16 protein-coding genes and 1 tRNA gene are annotated in these 19774 nt (G+C 46.9%); all 17 read left to right on the top strand.

Annotated elements, in window-relative coordinates; all coding sequences use genetic code 11:
- Nucleotides 1-25 precede the first annotated feature (25 nt).
- The 17 genes from rph to AC2Q9J_RS07495 all read left to right on the top strand — a co-directional run bounded on the left by rph (nucleotide 26) and on the right by AC2Q9J_RS07495 (nucleotide 19769).
- Entirely contained in the window at nucleotides 26-775 is a 750-nt protein-coding gene (gene rph / locus AC2Q9J_RS07415) for a ribonuclease PH (protein ID WP_499038565.1), read from the top strand.
- Nucleotides 772-1371 carry an XTP/dITP diphosphatase gene (locus tag AC2Q9J_RS07420; RefSeq protein WP_499038568.1) on the top strand — a complete coding sequence of 200 codons (600 nt, stop codon included), beginning with the start codon at nucleotides 772-774 and terminating at the stop codon, nucleotides 1369-1371. The genes rph and AC2Q9J_RS07420 overlap by 4 nt, the downstream gene beginning before the upstream one ends.
- A 147-nt stretch (nucleotides 1372-1518) precedes the next feature.
- Nucleotides 1519-1592 (top strand) — tRNA-Arg (locus tag AC2Q9J_RS07425).
- Nucleotides 1593-1784: 192 nt separating this feature from the next.
- Nucleotides 1785-2702 (top strand): PhzF family phenazine biosynthesis protein, encoded by a 918-nt coding sequence (locus AC2Q9J_RS07430; RefSeq protein WP_499038571.1) that lies wholly within the window; start codon nucleotides 1785-1787, stop codon nucleotides 2700-2702.
- A gap of 148 nt (nucleotides 2703-2850) precedes the next feature.
- Nucleotides 2851-3456 carry a YdcF family protein gene (locus AC2Q9J_RS07435; RefSeq protein ID WP_499038573.1) on the top strand — a complete coding sequence of 202 codons (606 nt, stop codon included), beginning with the start codon at nucleotides 2851-2853 and terminating at the stop codon, nucleotides 3454-3456.
- 188 nt (nucleotides 3457-3644) lie between these two features.
- Nucleotides 3645-4622, top strand: coding sequence for a tetratricopeptide repeat protein (locus AC2Q9J_RS07440; RefSeq protein WP_499038575.1), 978 nt, complete (start codon nucleotides 3645-3647; stop codon nucleotides 4620-4622).
- 102 nt (nucleotides 4623-4724) lie between these two features.
- Nucleotides 4725-6008 carry a trigger factor gene (gene tig, locus AC2Q9J_RS07445; RefSeq protein WP_499038578.1) on the top strand — a complete coding sequence of 428 codons (1284 nt, stop codon included), beginning with the start codon at nucleotides 4725-4727 and terminating at the stop codon, nucleotides 6006-6008.
- Between the two features lie 170 nt (nucleotides 6009-6178).
- Complete coding sequence (gene clpX / locus AC2Q9J_RS07450) at nucleotides 6179-7450, top strand: ATP-dependent protease ATP-binding subunit ClpX (protein WP_499038580.1); 1272 nt, start codon at nucleotides 6179-6181, stop codon at nucleotides 7448-7450.
- Nucleotides 7451-7872: 422 nt separating this feature from the next.
- Nucleotides 7873-10200 carry an endopeptidase La gene (lon, locus tag AC2Q9J_RS07455; RefSeq protein WP_499038582.1) on the top strand — a complete coding sequence of 776 codons (2328 nt, stop codon included), beginning with the start codon at nucleotides 7873-7875 and terminating at the stop codon, nucleotides 10198-10200.
- Nucleotides 10197-10778, top strand: coding sequence for a ribosome biogenesis GTP-binding protein YihA/YsxC (gene yihA, locus AC2Q9J_RS07460; RefSeq protein WP_499038584.1), 582 nt, complete (start codon nucleotides 10197-10199; stop codon nucleotides 10776-10778). Before lon ends, yihA begins: the two co-directional genes overlap by 4 nt.
- A gap of 1131 nt (nucleotides 10779-11909) precedes the next feature.
- Nucleotides 11910-13289: a glutamyl-tRNA reductase gene (hemA, locus tag AC2Q9J_RS07465; protein WP_499038586.1), complete on the top strand. Its 1380-nt coding sequence runs from the start codon at nucleotides 11910-11912 to the stop codon at nucleotides 13287-13289.
- Nucleotides 13290-13373: 84 nt separating this feature from the next.
- Nucleotides 13374-14204 (top strand): cytochrome C assembly family protein, encoded by an 831-nt coding sequence (locus AC2Q9J_RS07470; RefSeq protein WP_499038588.1) that lies wholly within the window; start codon nucleotides 13374-13376, stop codon nucleotides 14202-14204.
- A gap of 17 nt (nucleotides 14205-14221) precedes the next feature.
- Entirely contained in the window at nucleotides 14222-15151 is a 930-nt protein-coding gene (hemC, locus tag AC2Q9J_RS07475) for a hydroxymethylbilane synthase (RefSeq protein WP_499038590.1), read from the top strand.
- Complete coding sequence (locus AC2Q9J_RS07480) at nucleotides 15144-15845, top strand: uroporphyrinogen-III synthase (protein ID WP_499038592.1); 702 nt, start codon at nucleotides 15144-15146, stop codon at nucleotides 15843-15845. Before hemC ends, AC2Q9J_RS07480 begins: the two co-directional genes overlap by 8 nt.
- Nucleotides 15842-16822, top strand: a complete 981-nt coding sequence (gene hemB / locus AC2Q9J_RS07485) for a porphobilinogen synthase (protein WP_499038595.1) — start codon at nucleotides 15842-15844, stop codon at nucleotides 16820-16822. The genes AC2Q9J_RS07480 and hemB overlap by 4 nt, the downstream gene beginning before the upstream one ends.
- Nucleotides 16823-18109, top strand: a complete 1287-nt coding sequence (hemL, locus tag AC2Q9J_RS07490; RefSeq protein ID WP_499038600.1) for a glutamate-1-semialdehyde 2,1-aminomutase — start codon at nucleotides 16823-16825, stop codon at nucleotides 18107-18109. It begins immediately after the preceding gene.
- A 607-nt stretch (nucleotides 18110-18716) separates the two neighbouring features.
- Complete coding sequence (locus AC2Q9J_RS07495) at nucleotides 18717-19769, top strand: AbrB family transcriptional regulator (protein ID WP_499038603.1); 1053 nt, start codon at nucleotides 18717-18719, stop codon at nucleotides 19767-19769.
- Nucleotides 19770-19774: the final 5 nt, after the last annotated feature.

The raw sequence follows: 19774 nt of genomic DNA on the forward strand, positions 1-19774 counted from the left end.
TCGAGTAAATATAAGGAGGATATCCATGACAAGAGCAGATGAAAGAAAAGCGGATGAATTGCGTCCGGTCAATATGCAGGCAGAATATCTGATCCACCCGGAAGGATCCGTATTGATTACGGTGGGGCAGACGAAGGTGATCTGTACAGCGACAATAGAAGAAAAAGTTCCAGGTTTCCTGCGCGGGCAAGGGAAAGGCTGGATTACAGCTGAGTATGCCATGCTGCCGCGTGCGACAGGCAGCCGTAATCGCCGTGAAGCGTCAGCGGGTAAAATTGGCGGCCGTACGATGGAAATCCAACGTTTGATCGGCCGTGCATTGCGTGCTGTCGTGGATCTTGAAAAACTGGGCGAACGCACCTTGTGGCTTGATTGCGATGTCATTCAGGCAGACGGCGGCACGCGGACAGCTTCTATCACGGGAGCATACGTGGCGATGGTCATGGCCATCAGCAAACTTGATCTGACGGCTTTCCCTGTAACGGATTTTCTGGCAGCCACAAGTGTCGGCATCACAAAAGAGAATGGCGCTATCCTTGATTTGGATTACAGCGAAGATTCAACAGCAGAAGTTGATATGAACCTGGTAATGACCGGCAAAGGCCATTTTGTCGAGCTGCAGGGAACGGGTGAAGAATCCACCTTTACACGTGCTCAATTAAATGAAATGCTGGATCTCGGTGAAGCCGGAATCCGTCAATTAATTGAAAAGCAGAAAGAAATTTTAGGTGAAACCGCACTCCGGATCGGAGAAGAAACGAGGTCGGAATTATGAAAGAGATAATCATTGCGACGAAAAACAAGGGCAAGGCCAAGGATTTCGAACAATTGCTTGAACCAATGGGCTATAAAGTACTGACTTTGCATGATGTGGCTCCGCACATGGATGTCGAAGAAACCGGCGAGACCTTCGAAGCGAATGCTATCCTGAAAGCGGAAGCGATTGCCCAGGAACTGCAGGCGACCGTAATCGCTGATGACAGCGGTCTGGAAATCGATGCGCTTGACGGCGAACCGGGTGTCTATTCTGCCCGCTATTCAGGCGATGAAAGAAACGATGAATCCAATATTGATAAAGTTTTGCAGAAAATGGTCCAGGTACCGGATGACGAAAAGACAGCGCGTTTCCGCTGTGTTTTAGCTTTGGCATCCCCAGGCCAGGAAACTCTTCTTTTTGAAGGAACCTGTGAAGGTTTGATCATTGATGAGAGAAAAGGCGAAAACGGATTCGGGTATGATCCGATCTTTTATGTGCCTGCTCTTGAAAAAACGATGGCCGAAATGAAACCTTCTGAAAAAGCATCAGTTTCCCACCGTGGAAATGCTATTCGTGAACTAGGGAAAGCAATGCCTGGCTTGTCCGGCAACTGAGCTGCCATCGATTTTAACGATTTTGAAATGTTTTTTTAAAATAGCGTTGACATTTTCATAAAAGATTTCTATAATTAAAATTGTCTTTCGAAATAGAATGCAAAACAAGCTGTTCATCAGTTAAGTTTGCATTGAGCAGAAAGCCATGTCCCAGTAGCTCAGCTGGATAGAGCAACGCCCTTCTAAGGCGTCGGTCGGGCGTTCGAATCGCTCCTGGGACGTACAGTCTGATTATAGACATCCTAATGAAAAGGAAAAAAGCCCGAAATCGTTGAAGTCCAACGGTTTCGGGCTTTTTTCTGTTTGCGTCGAATCCCGGAGTGTAAATGGTTATAATGGTTAATAGATATCAATTTCAAATCAGTATATAAATTAATTAAAACTACTCAAGTAAATCTGTGAGGGGGCCAACCTTGAAAACTTTATCCTATACATTAGTGGACGTATTTACTGATATTCCTTTTGGCGGTAATCAACTGGCAGTGGTCGAGGGTAGAACCGATCTATCAACTGAAACGATGCAGAAGATTGCCAGGGAGCTGAATCTTTCCGAAACAGTTTTTATTTATCCGCCGCATAAAAGTACGAATACGAGAAAGTTGAGGATCTTCACGCCGCAAATGGAATTGCCAATGGCTGGCCACCCGACAATCGGAGCTGCTTATGTTTTAGCTTCTAATGGTCTAGTGCCGACTACAGACGGTTGGAATGAGTTTGTCTTTGAGGAAGAAGTCGGCGAAATACGGGTTGCGGTTCTGAAAGAGCAGGGGCGAGTCGTGAAAGTTGAAATGAAGCAGCCAATGCCTTCTTTCGATGAAAGTTTCGGCAATAGAGAACTGGCAGCTGACCTTCTTTCTTTAACTGATGCGGACCTCGTTTCAGATCTTCCTATACAAATGGTATCCTCAGGGGTCCCTTTTCTGTTTGTCCCGATCCGTTCTCTCGAAGCTATTCGCAGAATCCAATTCCGACTCGATGTTTGGGAGCAGCATTTCAAAGGCCAACCGAACTATCAGCATATCTTTGCTTTTAGTTCAGAAACGGAAAACAAAGAATCCTCGGTTCATGGAAGGATGTTCGCTCCGGCAATGGGGATTTCGGAAGATCCCGCCACCGGTGCTGCAAGTGGCCCAATGGGTGCTTATTTAGTTAAACATCGAGTTTTGCCGATTGCTGAAAATGGCATTTATACGATTACAAGTGAACAAGGATTTGAAATGGGGCGTCCAAGTTTCATCAATATCACTATCAATGGAACTGCGGAAGATATAGAAGAAGTGAAAATCGGCGGCAACTCGGTCACATTTGGCAAAGGCGAGCTGTTCATCTAAGAGCATAGGATTATCGTTAAATCTTAAGTTCATGGATATTTTGTGAAGCGGCTGAATAAAGTGAAAATATTTTCTACGAAACTCTTCCAATCGCACAGCCGGATTTGCTAAACTGTTCTGAGGTAATAGATGAATAACAGAAAGTAGGATGAACTGGAAATTGCTGACGAAACTGCCGGTTAAAATATTTTTTGCTGCTTTAGTATTGCTTGTTGGATTCAGCGGAACTGCCGCTTATGATATATGGACTTACGCACAAACTTCCGAGCTCGTGAAGGCGGACGCAGCCATCGTTTTGGGAACTGCAGTATGGGGAGATGAACCATCACCCGTGCTTCGTGAACGCATCAACCATTCCATTTGGCTGTATGAAAATGATTACGTCGATAAAATCATCTTTACCGGCGGCAAGACCAATGGTTCGGAACTCGCCGAGGCTGCCGTTTCAAAAAATTATGCGATAGCGCATGATATTCCTGAAGAAGATATTTATATAGAAGATCGTTCGATGGTGACGATTGAAAATTTCCGCTTCGTTTCTGAAATCGCCGAACTGCATGAGCTGTCGAATTTTCTGGTGGTGAGCGACCCGCTGCACATGAAACGCGCACTCCAGATGGCGGAAGATACCGGCTTCGAAGCTTTCACTTCACCGACTACGACTTCCGAATACAACTCGCTGACAACGATCGTGCCATTCTTCTTCCGTGAAGTCGGCGCTTACGTGGCCTACTCATTGTCTATCGGCGATTAATCGCAAAAGATCTCTTCCTTTCTGGAAGGGATTTTTATTTTATTCCATTCATAAATAGATAAAGTAAGTGGTATAGTAAAATAAATGCGGAAACCGCCGCACCATGCCTGATAAAGAAAAGGTTTAAGTTTCTTTAAATAGGAAATGTTCTAGGGTATAGACGATAATTGCGCGATGGAGGTGATAAGATGCGTAAAAAATACAGGGAATTGAAGCGTAAAGGCAATGTCGTCGTGTTTCCGACGACGATTGAACGGCTGCTGACAGAAGGAATGACATTGCTGAAGCAGGAGCGTTATGAGGAAGCGAGGGACGGCCTTTATCAGGTGCTGACCTATGAACCGGAGCATCCGGCTGCGCTCGGGGCTTATTCCTACTGCCTTTATGAGCTGGGAGATTACGAAGAAGCACTTGAAGTGTGTCGTGAATTACTGAAAGTGGGACCGATTCACTACCTTGAAACGATGGAATTATACATAAGCATATTAATGCAGGTGCGTGAATTTGAAGAGGCTGAGCGGGTAATCGAAGCGCTCATAGATGAAAAGGTTTTGCCGGAAGAGCGTTTGGAACAATTCCATTTGCTGCGGGACCTCAATGAACGGATTGCGTCGAAATCGATCGAGAAGATTGATGCCGACCAGTTTACGCCGGAAGTATTTCTGAAATTGAATCCTTACGAGCAGGAACGCAAAGTGATGGAATTGCCGCCGTCATCGTTCAAGCCGCTGAAAGACAAGATGGTTGCACTCGTTGAACATCCGGAGATTGATTTATTGGCGAAGACATACATATTATTCATCATGCACCAGGAAAAAATAATGGCTAAGGTCAACATACATAAGTTTCATTATATCGGCGAGTTCAATATCACAGACCTTACTGACCCTCAAGAAAGTCCGCGCGTCCATGAAATCAAAGCGATTTTCGCCGAACAATTGGCGAAAGATCCGACACGCCTCGAAATGGCGAATGAACTTTTTGAACGGCACGTCTATCTGTTCTATCCTTTCTTAATGGATGAGTATGACGCAAAAGAAGTGGCGGAAGCCTATATGTCCTATCTGGATTTATTGTTCACAGGGGAAGCGGACGAGACGAGTGATGAAGACCTGCAAAATCTTCTGATGCAGGCGGAAATGTGGTTTGAAATGCGCAATGGATAGAAATAGTTGAACCTCGTATCATGTGTGATATAATATTGAAGTTGTCAAAATTCGTATAAACGTATGAATGACTTTTGTAAAAAATGTTTGGAGGGCTTATATATGTCAGCAAAATGGGAAAAACAAGAAGGTAACACAGGAACACTTACAGTTGAAGTTCCAGCAGAAGAAGTAAATGCCGGACTGGACAAAGCGTTCAAGAAAGTCGTAAAAGAAATCAACGTACCAGGATTCCGCAAAGGGAAAATGCCGCGCCAAATGTTCGAGAAACGTTTCGGTGTAGAATCTCTTTACCAGGATGCTTTGGACTTCATCTTGCCGGATGCTTATGCAAACGCAGTTGAAGAAGCGGGAATCAACCCAGTTGACCGCCCTGAAATCGATATTGAAACAATCGAAAAAGGCCAGCCGCTTGTATTCACTGCCAAAGTGACGGTTAAACCGGAAGTTGAGCTTGGTGAATATAAAGGACTTGAAGTTTCAAAACCTGAAACTGAAGTGACTGACGAAGAAATCGAAGAAAAATTGAAAGAGAACCAAGAGCGTTTCGCTGAACTTGCTGTTAAAGAAGACGAAGCAATCGTTGAAGGCGATACTGCAGTTATCGATTTCGAAGGATTCGTTGACGGCGAAGCTTTTGAAGGCGGAGCAGGAAACGACTACTCTCTAGAAATCGGATCGAATTCATTCATCCCGGGCTTTGAAGAGCAATTGGTAGGCGTGAAATCAGGAGAAGAAAAAGAAGTTGAAGTGACTTTCCCTGAAGAATACCACGCTGCTGAACTTGCAGGAAAAGCTGCAACGTTCAAAGTGAAAGTGAATGAAGTGAAAGCTAAAGAGCTTCCAGAATTGAACGATGAGTTCGCTAAAGAAATCGATGCTGAAGTTTCAAGCCTTGATGAACTTCGCACAAAAATGAAAGAAGCGGCTGCAGCTGAAAAAGCTTCAAACGCTGATGCGTCTGTACGCGACGAATTGGTACAAAAAGCTGCTGAAAACGCAACAATCGATATCCCGCAAGCCATGATCGATTCAGAAATGGACCGCATGATGCAGGACTTCGAACAGCGCTTGACGCAACAAGGTATGAACCTTGAGCTTTACTTCCAGTTCTCTGGACAGGACGAAGCAGCTCTTCGCGAACAGATGAAAGGCGACGCAGAAACTCGCGTACGTGTATCATTGACGCTTGAAGCGATTGCAAAAGCTGAAAACATGGAAGTCACTTCTGAAGATATCGACAAAGAACTTGAGAAGATGTCTGGCCAGTTCAACATGGATATTGAGCAAATCAAAGCTGCACTAGGCGGCACTGAAATGCTTGAAAACGATATCCGCATGCAGAACACTGTTGAATTCCTTGTGGAAAACGCTAAAATCAACTAATATTGCATAACACATAAGTTTTAATAAGAACAAGGCGCGGAGACGCGCCTTGTTTTCTCTACATAGAAGATAATTGTTTGCACATAGGCTTTGCGCAGCGGCATGAATCTAATTAGTTGCTCAAAGCTATAGAATCTTGTAAGATTATGGCTTGAATAGGGGTGAATACATTGTTAAAATTTAATGACGAAAAAGACCATCTAAAATGTTCATTCTGTGGCAAACCACAAGAGCAGGTTCGTAAACTGGTTGCAGGACCGGGTGTATATATTTGTGACGAATGTATTGAGCTTTGTACGGAAATCGTAGAAGAAGAGCTTGGTACGGAAGAGGCAGTGGAATTCAAGGAAGTGCCTAAACCGAAGGAAATCATGGATATCCTCGGCGGCTATGTAATCGGCCAGGACAAAGCGAAAAAATCGCTTGCCGTCGCTGTTTACAACCACTACAAACGTGTCAATTCGCAAAGCAAGATCGATGATGTCGAGCTTTCCAAGTCGAACATCGTTTTGATCGGACCAACAGGAAGCGGTAAAACTTTATTGGCCCAAACTTTGGCCCGTATCCTGAATGTTCCTTTCGCTATTGCGGACGCAACATCTCTGACTGAAGCCGGCTATGTCGGTGAAGACGTCGAGAACATCCTGCTGAAACTGATCCAGGCAGCGGACTATGATGTCGAACGCGCTGAAAAAGGCATCATCTATATCGATGAAATCGATAAAGTGGCCCGTAAATCCGAGAACCCGTCGATTACACGCGATGTATCGGGTGAAGGTGTTCAGCAGGCATTGCTGAAAATTCTTGAAGGTACGACTGCAAGCGTTCCACCGCAAGGCGGACGCAAGCATCCTCATCAGGAATTTATCCAGATCGACACGACGAATGTATTGTTCATCGTGGGCGGAGCCTTTGACGGTGTAGATCAGATCATCAAACGCCGTCTTGGCAATAAAGTCATCGGTTTCGGTGCGGATCCAAACAAAGAAGAGCTTGACGACAAATCATTGCTCAGCCAATTGATTCCTGAAGACTTGCTTAAGTTTGGTCTGATTCCTGAGTTCATCGGCCGTCTGCCGGTATTGGCAAGCCTTGAACAATTGGATGAAAAAGCATTGGTGCAGATCTTGACTGAACCGAAAAATGCTTTGATCAAGCAATACCAGAAAATGATGGAGCTTGATGGCGTTGAATTGACGTTCGAAGACGAAGCACTGGTTGAAATCGCCAAACTTGCGATTGAACGCAAAACAGGTGCCCGCGGACTTCGTTCGATCATCGAGAACGTCATGCTTGATGTTATGTTCGACTTGCCTTCACGCGAAGACATCGTTGAATGTGTCATCACAAAAGAGACAATTACCGATAAAGTTCAGCCAAAACTCATCTTGGAAGATGGCTCTGAATACATTGCAGATAATAATGAGAAAACATCCGCATAATTTAGGATGATATGGGCTGACTCAGATTGTGCACATCCGCGCGGTCTGAGGCAGTCCATTTTTTTGGTTTTAATTTGGGTAGGGTTAATAACCGATATTCCGCAAAACAGCTTGCTTGCCTGGGGCTCGCGCTGAGCTAACTCGGTCTCTTTTCACTTCGCCCGAGTAGATCTCAGCACTTCGCTTGGTCCCCTGGGTGTCTGCGCTGTTTTGCTCCATATCTAAGTGACTTACTTTGAAATGAATGAGCGCAAGGCAGCGACTCCTGCGGGAAATAGAGCGTGTCCTGAGACCCCGCAGAGAGCGAAGCGAACGAGGAGGCTCAGGCCGCTCCCCGCGGAAAGCGTCTGCCTGAAGCGAATTCATCTGACCCACTCTTATTTATAATATTTTAGTTAGACAATCCCGGAGGTGGCTTATAGATGGCTAAGAAGAAAGTTACAAAACGAGTGCCTTTATTGCCGCTGCGCGGACTTCTTGTTTTCCCGACTATGGTTTTGCATATAGATGTCGGACGCGAGCGTTCGGTGGCTGCACTGGAACAGGCTTTATTGGAAGATAATATTGTATTCCTTGCGACACAAAAAGATATCAGTGTTGAGCAGCCTGAAAAAGAGGATCTGCAGAAAATCGGTACGTTGGCATATGTGAAACAGATGCTGAAATTGCCGAATGGCACAATCCGTGTGCTGGTTGAAGGACTGGAACGCGGTCAGTGGAAGTCTTATGAAGAAGAAGAAAACTTCGCAGTGGTGGAAGTGACTTCATTCCCTGATGAAACAGAGCGGGATGCTGAGCAGGACGCATTGATGCGTTTACTGGTTGAGCATTTCGAGAAGTACACGAAAGCGTCGAAAAAGGTAACGAATGAAACCTATAAAACAGTAGCGGATATTGAAGAGCCAGGCCGCCTGGCGGATATGGTTGCTTCACATCTGCCGCTGAAAATGGCCGGCAAGCAGGAAGTCCTTGAGACTTTTGATATCAGCAAGCGTCTAGAAATGCTGATTGGGCGTCTGCACAATGAGCACGAAGTCATCGATTTGGAGAAGCGCATCAATCAGCGCGTCAAAAAAGCGATGGAGCAGACGCAGAAAGAGTTTTATTTGCGCGAGCAGATGAAAGCAATTCAGCAGGAACTTGGCGATAAAGATGGCAAAACGGGTGAAATTTCCGACTTGAAAAAGCGGATTGACGCAGCCGGTATGCCGGAGTCGACGAAAAAGACGGCGCTTAAAGAGCTGGACCGTTATGAGAAATTGCCTTCTGCGGCAGCAGAAAGCGGAATCATCCGTAATTACATCGAATGGCTTGTGACGATTCCCTGGTCTGAGAAAACAGAAGACCGTCTGGATATCAAATACGCGGAAGAAGTTTTGAACCGTGACCACGACGGATTAGAGAGCGTCAAAGAACGCGTTCTCGAATATTTGGCTGTACAGCAGATGACGAAATCACTGCGCGGCCCGATTCTTTGTCTTGTCGGACCACCGGGTGTCGGTAAAACGTCATTGGCGAAATCGATCGCTGAATCGCTCGACCGGAAGTTCGTCCGCATTTCTTTAGGCGGCGTCCGCGACGAATCGGAAATCCGCGGCCATCGCCGTACGTATGTCGGCGCAATGCCAGGTCGGATTATCCAAGGAATGAAGAAAGCGGGTACGGTCAATCCGGTATTCCTGCTTGATGAAATCGAGAAAATGTCGAATGATTTCAGAGGAGATCCTTCTTCAGCAATGCTGGAAGTGTTGGATCCGGAACAGAATAATTCATTCAGTGACCATTATATTGAAGAGACGTATGATCTTTCGAATGTGCTTTTCATTGCGACAGCGAATGATCTCAGCTCAATCCCTGGACCGCTGCGCGACCGTATGGAAGTGATTTCGATTGCCGGCTATACGGAAGCGGAGAAAACAGAGATCGCGAAAAACCATTTAGCGCCGAAGCAATTGGAAGAGCATGGTTTGACTGCGGAACAATTGCAGTTTACAGACGAGGCTTTATTGTCCATCGTCCGTTATTACACGCGTGAAGCGGGAGTCCGTGGACTTGAACGCCAGCTGGCGGCGATTTGCCGTAAAGTAACGAAGCAGATTGTATCGAAAGAGAAAGAATCTGTGGAAGTTACGGATAAAGAGGTCGAAGAGTATCTTGGCAAACGTAAATTCCGTTATGGCATGGCTGAAACGGAAAACCAGATTGGTGTCGCAACAGGACTTGCCTATACGACGGTCGGCGGCGATACGCTGCAGATCGAAGTATCGCTGTCACCGGGTAAAGGGAAGTTGCAATTGACCGGTAAACTTGGCGATGTCATGAAAGAATCAGCACAGACAGCTCTGTCGTTTGTGCGTTCAAGAGCCGAATCGCTTGGCCTTGATCCGAATTTCCATGAATCCCAGGATATCCACATCCACGTTCCGGAAGGCGCTGTTCCAAAAGATGGCCCATCTGCGGGTGTGGCGATTGCGACTGCATTGGTGTCTTCATTGTCAAAACGTCCAATCCGTCGTGAAGTCGGGATGACAGGAGAAATCACATTGCGAGGCCGCGTCCTGCCAATCGGCGGCGTGAAGGAAAAAACATTGAGCGCACATCGTGCTGGACTCACTACTATCATTTTGCCGAAGGACAACGAACGTGACATCGAAGATATTCCGGAAACAGTCCGCGAACAATTGACGTTCAAATTTGTATCCGAGGCAGACGAAGCGCTTGAAATCGCTTTAGAAGGAGTAAACAAATGAAAGTTAATAACGTAGAACTTGTAATCAGTGCCGTCCGTCCGGATCAGTATCCGGAAGACGGCCTGCCGGAATTCGCTTTAGCGGGGCGTTCGAATGTCGGTAAATCTTCATTCATCAATAAAATGATCGGACGCAAAAGCATGGCGCGTATTTCCTCGAAACCCGGCAAGACGCAGACCCTGAATTTCTATAAGATAGAAGAAAAACTATTTTATGTGGATGTTCCCGGCTACGGCTATGCTAAAGTTTCAAAAGGCGAACGCGAAGCATGGGGCAAGATGATCGAACGCTATATCACGGACCGTGAACCACTTCGTGCTGTGATTCAGATTGTCGATCTTCGCCATCCGCCGAGCCGCGATGATATCGCGATGTATGATTTCATGAAGCATTATGATATCCCGTGCATTATCATCGCAACGAAAGCGGATAAGATTCCAAAAGGCAAATGGGACAAGCATAAGAAAATTGTCCGCGACACGCTGGAGATGGAAAAGACCGATCCGTTGATCGTCTTTTCTTCTGAGACAGGACTCGGCAAAGACGAAGCCTGGAAAGAAATCGAAAGCAGAATGTAAGAAGGGGAGCGCAGCTGAGGCTGCGCTTTTTTTTATGGAGAAAGATATGTAAGTAACCGATATTCCGCAAAACAGCTTCGAAGACATTAGCCGAAGCGTGCAAGGCTAAGTCTTTGCGACGAAGCAGCGCAGCGATGCAGGAGCACAATGGTTGTGCCTCGGGGCTTGCGCTGAGCTAACTCGTGCTCGTTGCACATCGCCCGAGTGGATCTTGCACTTCGTCGGCATTCGCCCGCTCACCTGGGAGTCTTCGCTGTTTTGTTGCATATCTCAGAATCTCTTTCAGTAATGAAAAAAGTGAAAAAACGGTTCCGTTGAAAAAACAGATACTCAGTTTTTCCAAAGATTTAAAATGTAGCAGCAGGCGGCGACTCCTGCAGGATGCAGAGCTAGTCCTGAGACCCCGCAGATAGCGCAAGCTATCGAGGAGGCTCAGGCAGCTCCCTGCGGAACGCGTCCGCCGGCAGCGAAATGATTGAAGTAAATGATGTTTCTCGACATAAAAAAAGAATGGCTAAGTTCGGGCGGGGTGCGCCCCGCCCACTGGGCAGTCCGCGGATGCGGACTGCTTTCAAATCTGTTTTCTTTTCTTTTGATGATAATGATTGTGGTGGATGAGCCGGCTGATCCGGTCAAATTTCGGCCGAGTGATCATAGAATCGTTTGAGTGATCATAGAATCGTCTGAGTGATCATAGAATCGTTTGAGTGATCATAGAATCAAATAAGTGATCATAGAACCCCAAAAAGTGCTCATAGAACCGGCGAACCCACCCACGCACCACTAAAAAACCGCCCCCAGCCCCATTTCAGCCCCTAAGTAAACTGACAAATTCGAATACGAGCGTTATCCTTGTCCTACAATATTCCCAATGCTAGAATTAGTTTATAATCATTATAAAGAGAAACTTCATTCTGTAAGAAGCTTGCTCTCCACTGAATGTTAGTTGATCCAATCGGGTATTTACGGTCAGTTGACTGCCACTCAGAGAGAGGGTAGGCATACTGACCGTTAATACGGGATAAATAAACATATCTTCATTGCTTGTTCACAATTTCAAAGGCTTAGATTCCTTTGTTGGTGGTATACTTATATATATGAAATATGGAACGTGAAAGGTGTTTTGAACCCATGCATACATTAGTAGTCGGGGTGAACTACCGATCTGCACCCGTGGAGATCCGGGAAAAACTGTCGTTTATCGAAAACGAACTTCCACAGGCGATGCAGGCCTTGAATAAACAAAAAAGCATATTGGAGAACGTCATCGTTTCAACGTGCAACCGCACGGAGATCTACGCGGTGGTCGACCAGCTCCATACGGGCAAATACTATGTGAAGCAATTCCTGGCGGATTATTTTGATATTCCGCAGGAGTCGTTTTCACAGTATTTATTTGTCCATGAAAAAGATGAGGCTGTCGAGCACCTTTTCCGTGTAACTGCGGGAATTGATTCGATGGTTCTTGGTGAAACGCAGATTCTTGGACAGGTGAAGGGAAGTTTCCTTGCCGGCCAGGAAATCGGCACGACGGGTACGGTTTTCAACCAATTATTCAAGCAGGCAGTGACGCTTGCTAAACGGGCGCATTCAGAAACGGCGATCGGCGAAAATGCCGTATCGGTTTCGTATGCGGCAGTTGAACTTGGCAAAAAGATTTTTGGCACGCTTAAAAATAAGCATGTTGTGATCCTAGGCGCCGGCAAAATGGGCGAACTGGCGATTAAAAATCTTCAGGGCAGCGGAGCGGACCGTATTACGGTCATCAACCGCACATTCGAAAAAGCGGAAGTTCTGGCTGACAAATTCGGCGGCAAAGCGAAGCCGCTTAATGAACTGCAATGTGCGCTATTGGATGCAGACATTTTGATTTCGTCTACAGGCGCGCAAGACTTCGTTATCGATTTAGAACTTATGCAATTCGTGGAGAAATTGCGCAAAGGCAAGCCTTTATTCCTAGTGGATATTGCAGTGCCGCGTGATATGGATCCACGCATCGGTGATTTGCCGAATGTATTCCTTTACGATATCGATGATATGCAAGGCATCGTCAACGCCAACTTGGCGGAGCGTGAACGTGCTGCGACACAGATCGTTTCCATGATTGATAAGGAAGCTCATCAATTCAATGACTGGTTGACGACTCTTGGCGTGGTTCCGGTGATTTCCGCATTGCGTGAAAAAGCACTTGGCATCCAGGCGGAAACGATGGCGAGCATCGAGAACAAGATGCCTGACCTGACAGACCGTGAGAAAAAAATCTTGAACAAACATACAAAATCAATCATCAATCAATTGCTGAAAGAGCCGATCCTTCAAGCGAAGGAAATGGCCGGTTCACCGAAATCACGCGAACAGCTTGATTTGTTCCAGCAGATTTTCGGAATTGAAGATGAAGTGCAAGGACAGATTGAGCAGCAGTCAAAAGCGGCAATGGTCAAAGCTGAAAGAGCTGCCGAAGATAAACAAAAGCAACAGCAAAAACAGGAATCACCCGGATATTCATTTTAATCGGTTGGAAAGAGGCGTTTTCGGATCTATATGTTAAAATGTAGAGACGAAGCGCCTTTAACTATGGAAATGAAGGGGAATGGGATGGCTGATATAACAATGGCAAGGCTGCACGAAGCTATGGTTATTCTATATGCTGTCAGCCTTGTTTTTTATTTTTTGGATTATGTATATAAAGAGAAGAAAGCGGCGAGGATCGCCATGTCGCTGCTTGGCGGGGTATGGCTGCTTCAGACGGTGTTCCTGATATTTTATATAATAGAAACACAAAGATTTCCGGTATTGACCCTTTTTGAAGGCATCTATTTCTATGCCTGGCTTCTGGTCACGCTATCGCTTGTACTCCGGATATTCTACCGCTTCGATTTTGCGGTTTTTCTGATCAACATCATCGGATTCATCTTCATGACAATCCACACATTCGCACCGGTCCAGATTGAGCGGTCGCCGGTCGGGGAATCATTGATCTCCGAGTTGCTGCTGATTCACATCAGTTTTGCGATTCTCTCCTATGCAGCGTTTTCACTGTCCTTTGTTTTTTCCCTGCTCAATGTCCTGCAATACCGGTTATTGAAGCGGAAAAAGTGGACAAAACAATGGAACAGCCTGCCATCGCTTGGCCAGACTGAAAACGGGATGTCGATTTCAATCGGCGTCGGTATTTCGCTGCTGTTCGTATCGCTGGTTCTCGGCCTGCAATGGGCGTACATAGCGCTCTTTGATTTCTCGATTTTCGATTTGAAAATCGTCGGTTCGTTTATACTCGTGGTCGTCTACAGTGTAATCCTGTGGCGCCACCAGAAAGGCACATTGAACGGCATGTCCTATTCAATGGCCCATATATACGCGTTTTTAGTGCTGCTGATTAATTTCTTCCTTGGCAGCCGTTTATCGGAATTTCATTTTTGGTATTAAGGAAAGGTAGGATTCATTTGAGAAAAATTATTGTAGGATCTAGAAGAAGCAAGCTTGCATTGACGCAGACAAATCAGTTCATCGATAAATTGAAGGCGGCAGGAGCTCCTTTTGAATTTGAAATAAAAGAAATCGTCACTAAAGGCGACCGCATTGTGGACGTAATGTTGTCAAAAGTCGGAGGCAAAGGCTTATTCGTAAAAGAAATCGAACAGGCGCTTTTTAACAAAGAAATCGATTTCGCTGTCCACAGCATGAAAGATATGCCTTCGGTTCTTCCTGAAGGATTCGTCATCGGCTGTGTGCCGGAACGTGAAGATCCACGCGACGCTTTTATTGCCAATGGACACGTGAAATTTATGGATCTGCCAGTCGGCGCTAAAGTGGGAACAAGCAGCCTGCGCCGCAGTTCGCAATTATTGTTGATGCGTCCGGACCTTGATATCCAGTGGATCCGCGGCAATATCGACACGCGTCTTGGAAAATTGGAATCAGGCGAATTCGACGCCATCATTTTGGCGGCTGCCGGCTTGAAACGCATGGGCTGGAAAGACGATATTGTTACTGAATTCCTTAGCATTGAAGAATGTCTGCCGGCGATCGGCCAAGGCGCTTTGGGGATCGAATGCCGTGAAGATGACGCGGAATTATTAGCTGAACTTGCGAAAATCAACGATGAAGAAACGATGCTAGCGGTTAACGCGGAACGTAAATTCCTGAAAGACATGAACGGCAGCTGCCAGGTTCCGATTGCGGGTTACGCGACTGTTGAAAATGGTGATGTCACGTTTACAGGACTGATTTCTTCTCCTGAAGCTGATCAAGTTTATAAAGAAACGGCAACAAGTAAAGATCCGGTTGAAGCAGGGCGCATCGTGGCTGAAAAAATCAGCGGACAAGGCGGCTATGACCTGATTCAGCGTGTGATTGCTGAGAGCAATGTGTAAAAACGAAAGATCGCTGGAAGGCAAAACAATCGTTTTTACAGGTTCAAACTTTCCTGAAGAAGCCGCAGAGAAAGTCGAAGAACTGGGCGGCGAGGCACTCTACCTGCCGCTTATTGAAACTTCGATCCGGCAAACGGAAAAACCTGATTTCACCGCATACGGCTGGCTCATTTTCACAAGCCGTACGAGCGCGGAAGCTTTCTGCCAGCTTCATGTAGACGAGACGCCGAATATTGCGGCTGTCGGTGAAAAGACGGCGGAAGTTCTCGCGAACAACGGCTATCGTGTTGATTTTATTCCGACTGTCTACAGTGCCGATCGATTTGTCGAGGAGTTTCCTGCTGTGGCGGAAGGCCAGAAATGCTTATTCATCAAAGGTGCATTGGCGAAGAATACGATTTCGACTATGCCGTTGCCTGTCGATGAATGGATTATCTATGACACGAATCTGAAGCTTGATAACGCAAAAGCTTTATCCCAAATGAAACACCAAACCATTATTTTTGCAAGCCCCTCAGCTGTTTCGGCTTACCGGAAAGCGGGAGGAGACTGGAAAGATATTGAGGTTGCGGCTATCGGCCATGTAACCGAAAAGGCGATCAAAGATGCAGGCGGGCATATTGATTTTATTCCCGCGAACTATACGTATTTGGACGTCGTCAATGAAATAGCGAAAGGAAGATGTAACGAATGAAAGACTTGAAATTCAACCGCCACCGGAGATTGCGCGGATCTGCAAATATTCGTGCCATGGTGCGTGAAACTGGACTTTATAAAGAAGATTTCATCTACCCGATTTTCGTCGTCGAAGGCGAAAACATCAAACAGGAGATTTCGTCCATGCCGGGCGTTTTCCATTTTTCAATGGACCGCCTTGGCGAAGAATTGGATGAAGTCGTCGATTTGGGGATTCCTTCAGTCATCTTGTTCGGCGTGCCGAATGACAAAGATGCTGTAGGTTCTGAAGCTTATCATGACCACGCCATCACACAGGAAGCGATCCGTTTCGCAAAAGAACGCCACCCGGAATTGGTTGTCATCGCTGACACATGCCTTTGCCAGTACACAGACCACGGCCATTGCGGCGTCATCGAAGACGGCGTCATTTTAAATGACGAGTCGCTCGATCTATTGGCGCGTACAGCTGTGTCACAGGCAAAAGCGGGAGCGGACATCATCGCGCCATCGAATATGATGGACGGTTTTGTTGCAGCGATCCGCTACGGACTTGACCAGGCTGGATTCCAGCACATTCCGATCATGAGCTATGCAGTGAAATACGCGTCTGCTTATTACGGCCCATTCCGCGAAGCTGCTCACTCAACACCGCAATTCGGTGACCGCAAAACCTACCAGATGGATCCTGCCAACCGCCTCGAAGCGCTTCGTGAAGCCGCTTCCGATGTGGAAGAAGGAGCCGATTACCTGATGGTCAAACCGGCATTATCGTATTTGGACGTTGTCCGCGAAGTGCGCGATAACTTCGACTTGCCGATCGTCGCCTATAACGTTTCCGGCGAATACGCCATGGTCAAAGCCGCGGCTTTGAACGGCTGGGTCGACGAAGAGAAGATTGTCCTTGAAACATTGCTCAGCATGAAGCGTGCTGGAGCGGATATTATCTTGACGTATCACGCGAAAGATGCGGTACGCTGGCTGGAGGGGAAATAAATGACATACGAAAAATCGACAGCAGCATTTGATGAAGCAAAAAAATTGATGCCAGGCGGCGTTAACTCACCGGTCCGCGCATTCAAATCCGTCAATATGGATCCGATTTTCATGGCTTCCGGAAGCGGCGCCACAATCACGGATATCGACGGCAACACATACATCGACTATGTCCTTTCTTGGGGACCGCTTATTTTGGGGCACGCACAACCGGACGTAGTTGCAGCGATCAAAGAAACGGCAGAACTCGGCACTTCATTTGGAGCTCCGACTGTCCTTGAAAATGAAATGGCGAAGCTTGTCATGGAACGTGTTCCTTCCATCGAAATGGTGCGCATGGTTTCTTCCGGTACGGAAGCGACGATGAGCGCATTGCGTGTGGCACGCGGATTTACTGGACGCAATAAAATCCTGAAATTCGAAGGATGCTATCACGGCCACGGCGACAGCCTATTGATCAAAGCAGGTTCCGGCGTTGCGACTCTGGGTCTTCCGGATTCACCGGGAGTGCCGGCGTCAATCGCGCAGAATACGATCACTGTTCCTTATAACGATCTGGAAAGTGTACGCCACGCATTCAAGGAATTCGGCGAAGATCTTGCAGCGGTAATCGTTGAACCGGTTGCCGGCAATATGGGCGTTGTTCCACCAAATGAAGGCTTCCTTCAGGAACTTCGCAACCTGACGACTGAAAATGGTACGGTTCTTATCTTTGATGAAGTCATGAGTGGTTTCCGTGTCGGCTATAACAGTGCACAGGGCTATTACGGCGTGACGCCTGACATGACGTGCCTCGGCAAAGTCATCGGCGGCGGACTTCCAGTCGGCGCATTCGGCGGACGCCGTGAAATCATGCAGCAAGTCGCACCAAGCGGTTCCATCTACCAGGCAGGGACGCTGTCTGGTAACCCGCTTGCGATGCGCGCAGGCTACGAAACATTGTCGCGTCTGTCGGAAGACAGCTACACGACATTCATCGAACGCGGCGACCAGCTTGAAAAAGGTTTCCGCGAAGCCGCAGAAAAATACAATATTCCGCACACAGTAAACCGTGCGGGTTCGATGATCGGTTTCTTCTTCACGAACGAAGATGTGGTCGATTTCGACTCAGCGAAAACGTCCGATCTGGACCTGTTCGCGGATTATTATAAATTGATGGCGGAAGAAGGCATCTTCCTGCCGCCGTCCCAGTTTGAAGGCATGTTCCTGTCGACAGCTCATACCGAAGAGCATATCGCTAAAACAGTGGAAGCGTTCCACACCGTCTTTGCTAAACTGGCACGCTAATAAAGATGAGAGACAGCCGGAGAACGTTTTCCGGCTGTTTTTTGATTGGGAAAAGATTTGGAGGGAGCAGCCGGTGGATCTGGCTGCTCTTTTTAATGAATTGGGGAGAAAAAAGTCGCGAATGATCATAGAATCGTTTGAATGATCATAGAATCGTTTGAGTGATCATAGAATCATCTGAATGATCATAGAATCGTTTGAGTGATCATAGAATCGTTTGAGTGATCATAGAATCCCCAAAACCGCTGATAAAATATTTCGAAGCGATTTTTAAGTCTGCACTTTCGCTTTTCGCTTGCGAAAAGCATGCAATCAGGGTTTTCAACTGCGGGTGAAGGGGAGATGAGATTGCTCCGGGGAAGATAATGATGGATATGCAGCCGAAACAGCCCGGCTGCACTTTAAAACTTTAGAAATGGACGAAGGGCGTCCATTTCCGCTGGCATTGGAGTTGAAAGGAAGCACATTATTGAGAATTTCGATTTATACCCATGTTTGAGATGGATATGCCTAACTTGTTATAGTGCACATCTTAAAGCCGACCCAGCGCACATTTTCTGATACGATAGATTACATAGATTCATATGAGAAGAAAGTTGGGACCGTTTTGAAATTATTACGCACTGCGCTGGTCGCGATTGCGGCCGGCTTTATTTTTCAGCAGATCGGCATGTTTTTGCCGTGGCTTCTTGGGCCAATGCTGGCACTTTTACTGCTCAGGCAGTTTACAGAAATTGAGTTTTATTGGCCGCGTATCTTTCGTACAATCGGCCTCATCCTCCTTGGTGTCATGATCGGCGCATCGTTTACGCGTGAGTCGGTGCTGCTGATGTGGGTGGATTTGCCGTACATGCTATTTATGACGGTGTCGGTTATCATCGCCGCATTATTATTCGGGCTCCTGTTCAGCAAGATGGCCAACGAATCGCTGCAGACGAGTCTGCTCGGGTCGATGCCGGGTGGCTTGTCACAGATGGTGCTGATTTCGGAAGAAGTCAATAACGCTAATGTCACCGTTGTGTCAGTGATGCAGACGTTCCGGATTTTCCTGGTGGTGACGATTGTGCCACTGCTGACAACATTCTTTGTCGGCAGGGAAACGACAACCGCAGCCACTCAGGCAAACAATTTCTCATTTTCGCCGCTGGCATTTTTACCGGCAATCGCACTTGGCATTTTCATTTACCTGCTCATGAAAAAGTTTTCATTCCCGGCGAAGGAATTACTGGCACCCGTACTTGTCATGGCGATTGTGCAATCGTTCACCGGCAACACGCTCATCGAAATGCCGCCGCTTCTCACTATCCTAGCCCAGCTGCTCGTCGGCGCGCATCTCGGCCTGCAGATGGAGAAACTGCGGGAGAATATGAGCATGCGGCTGGCGTTTGCGATTGTGGTCAACAACGTTTTGCTCATCGCGTTCACAGTATTGATTGCTTTTATTCTGGCCGATTGGCTCCCGGAATACCTGTTTCTCGATTTCTTCCTGAGCGCGGCACCCGGCGGCATGGCCGAAATGGGGATTACGGCGCTCGCTTCGGGTGCGGACGTTGCGCTCATCACGAGTTTCCATCTGTTCCGACTGTTCTTTATTTTATTGCTTGCGGCGCCTGCAGTGGCGTATGTGCTGAAAAAACTTGACGCTAAAACAGGAAATTGAGTACA

Source organism: Planococcus sp. RAB007_Raresut, assembly GCF_057369535.1.

Coding starts and splice junctions, on each gene's coding strand:
- hemB (WP_499038595.1), top strand. CDS start 15,842: ATGAAAGACTTGAAATTCAACCGCCACCGGAGATTGCGCGGATCTGCA.
- AC2Q9J_RS07420 (WP_499038568.1), top strand. CDS start 772: ATGAAAGAGATAATCATTGCGACGAAAAACAAGGGCAAGGCCAAGGAT.
- AC2Q9J_RS07440 (WP_499038575.1), top strand. CDS start 3,645: ATGCGTAAAAAATACAGGGAATTGAAGCGTAAAGGCAATGTCGTCGTG.
- hemL (WP_499038600.1), top strand. CDS start 16,823: ATGACATACGAAAAATCGACAGCAGCATTTGATGAAGCAAAAAAATTG.
- yihA (WP_499038584.1), top strand. CDS start 10,197: ATGAAAGTTAATAACGTAGAACTTGTAATCAGTGCCGTCCGTCCGGAT.
- AC2Q9J_RS07435 (WP_499038573.1), top strand. CDS start 2,851: ATGAACTGGAAATTGCTGACGAAACTGCCGGTTAAAATATTTTTTGCT.
- lon (WP_499038582.1), top strand. CDS start 7,873: ATGGCTAAGAAGAAAGTTACAAAACGAGTGCCTTTATTGCCGCTGCGC.
- rph (WP_499038565.1), top strand. CDS start 26: ATGACAAGAGCAGATGAAAGAAAAGCGGATGAATTGCGTCCGGTCAAT.
- AC2Q9J_RS07480 (WP_499038592.1), top strand. CDS start 15,144: ATGTGTAAAAACGAAAGATCGCTGGAAGGCAAAACAATCGTTTTTACA.
- AC2Q9J_RS07470 (WP_499038588.1), top strand. CDS start 13,374: ATGGCTGATATAACAATGGCAAGGCTGCACGAAGCTATGGTTATTCTA.
- hemA (WP_499038586.1), top strand. CDS start 11,910: ATGCATACATTAGTAGTCGGGGTGAACTACCGATCTGCACCCGTGGAG.
- tig (WP_499038578.1), top strand. CDS start 4,725: ATGTCAGCAAAATGGGAAAAACAAGAAGGTAACACAGGAACACTTACA.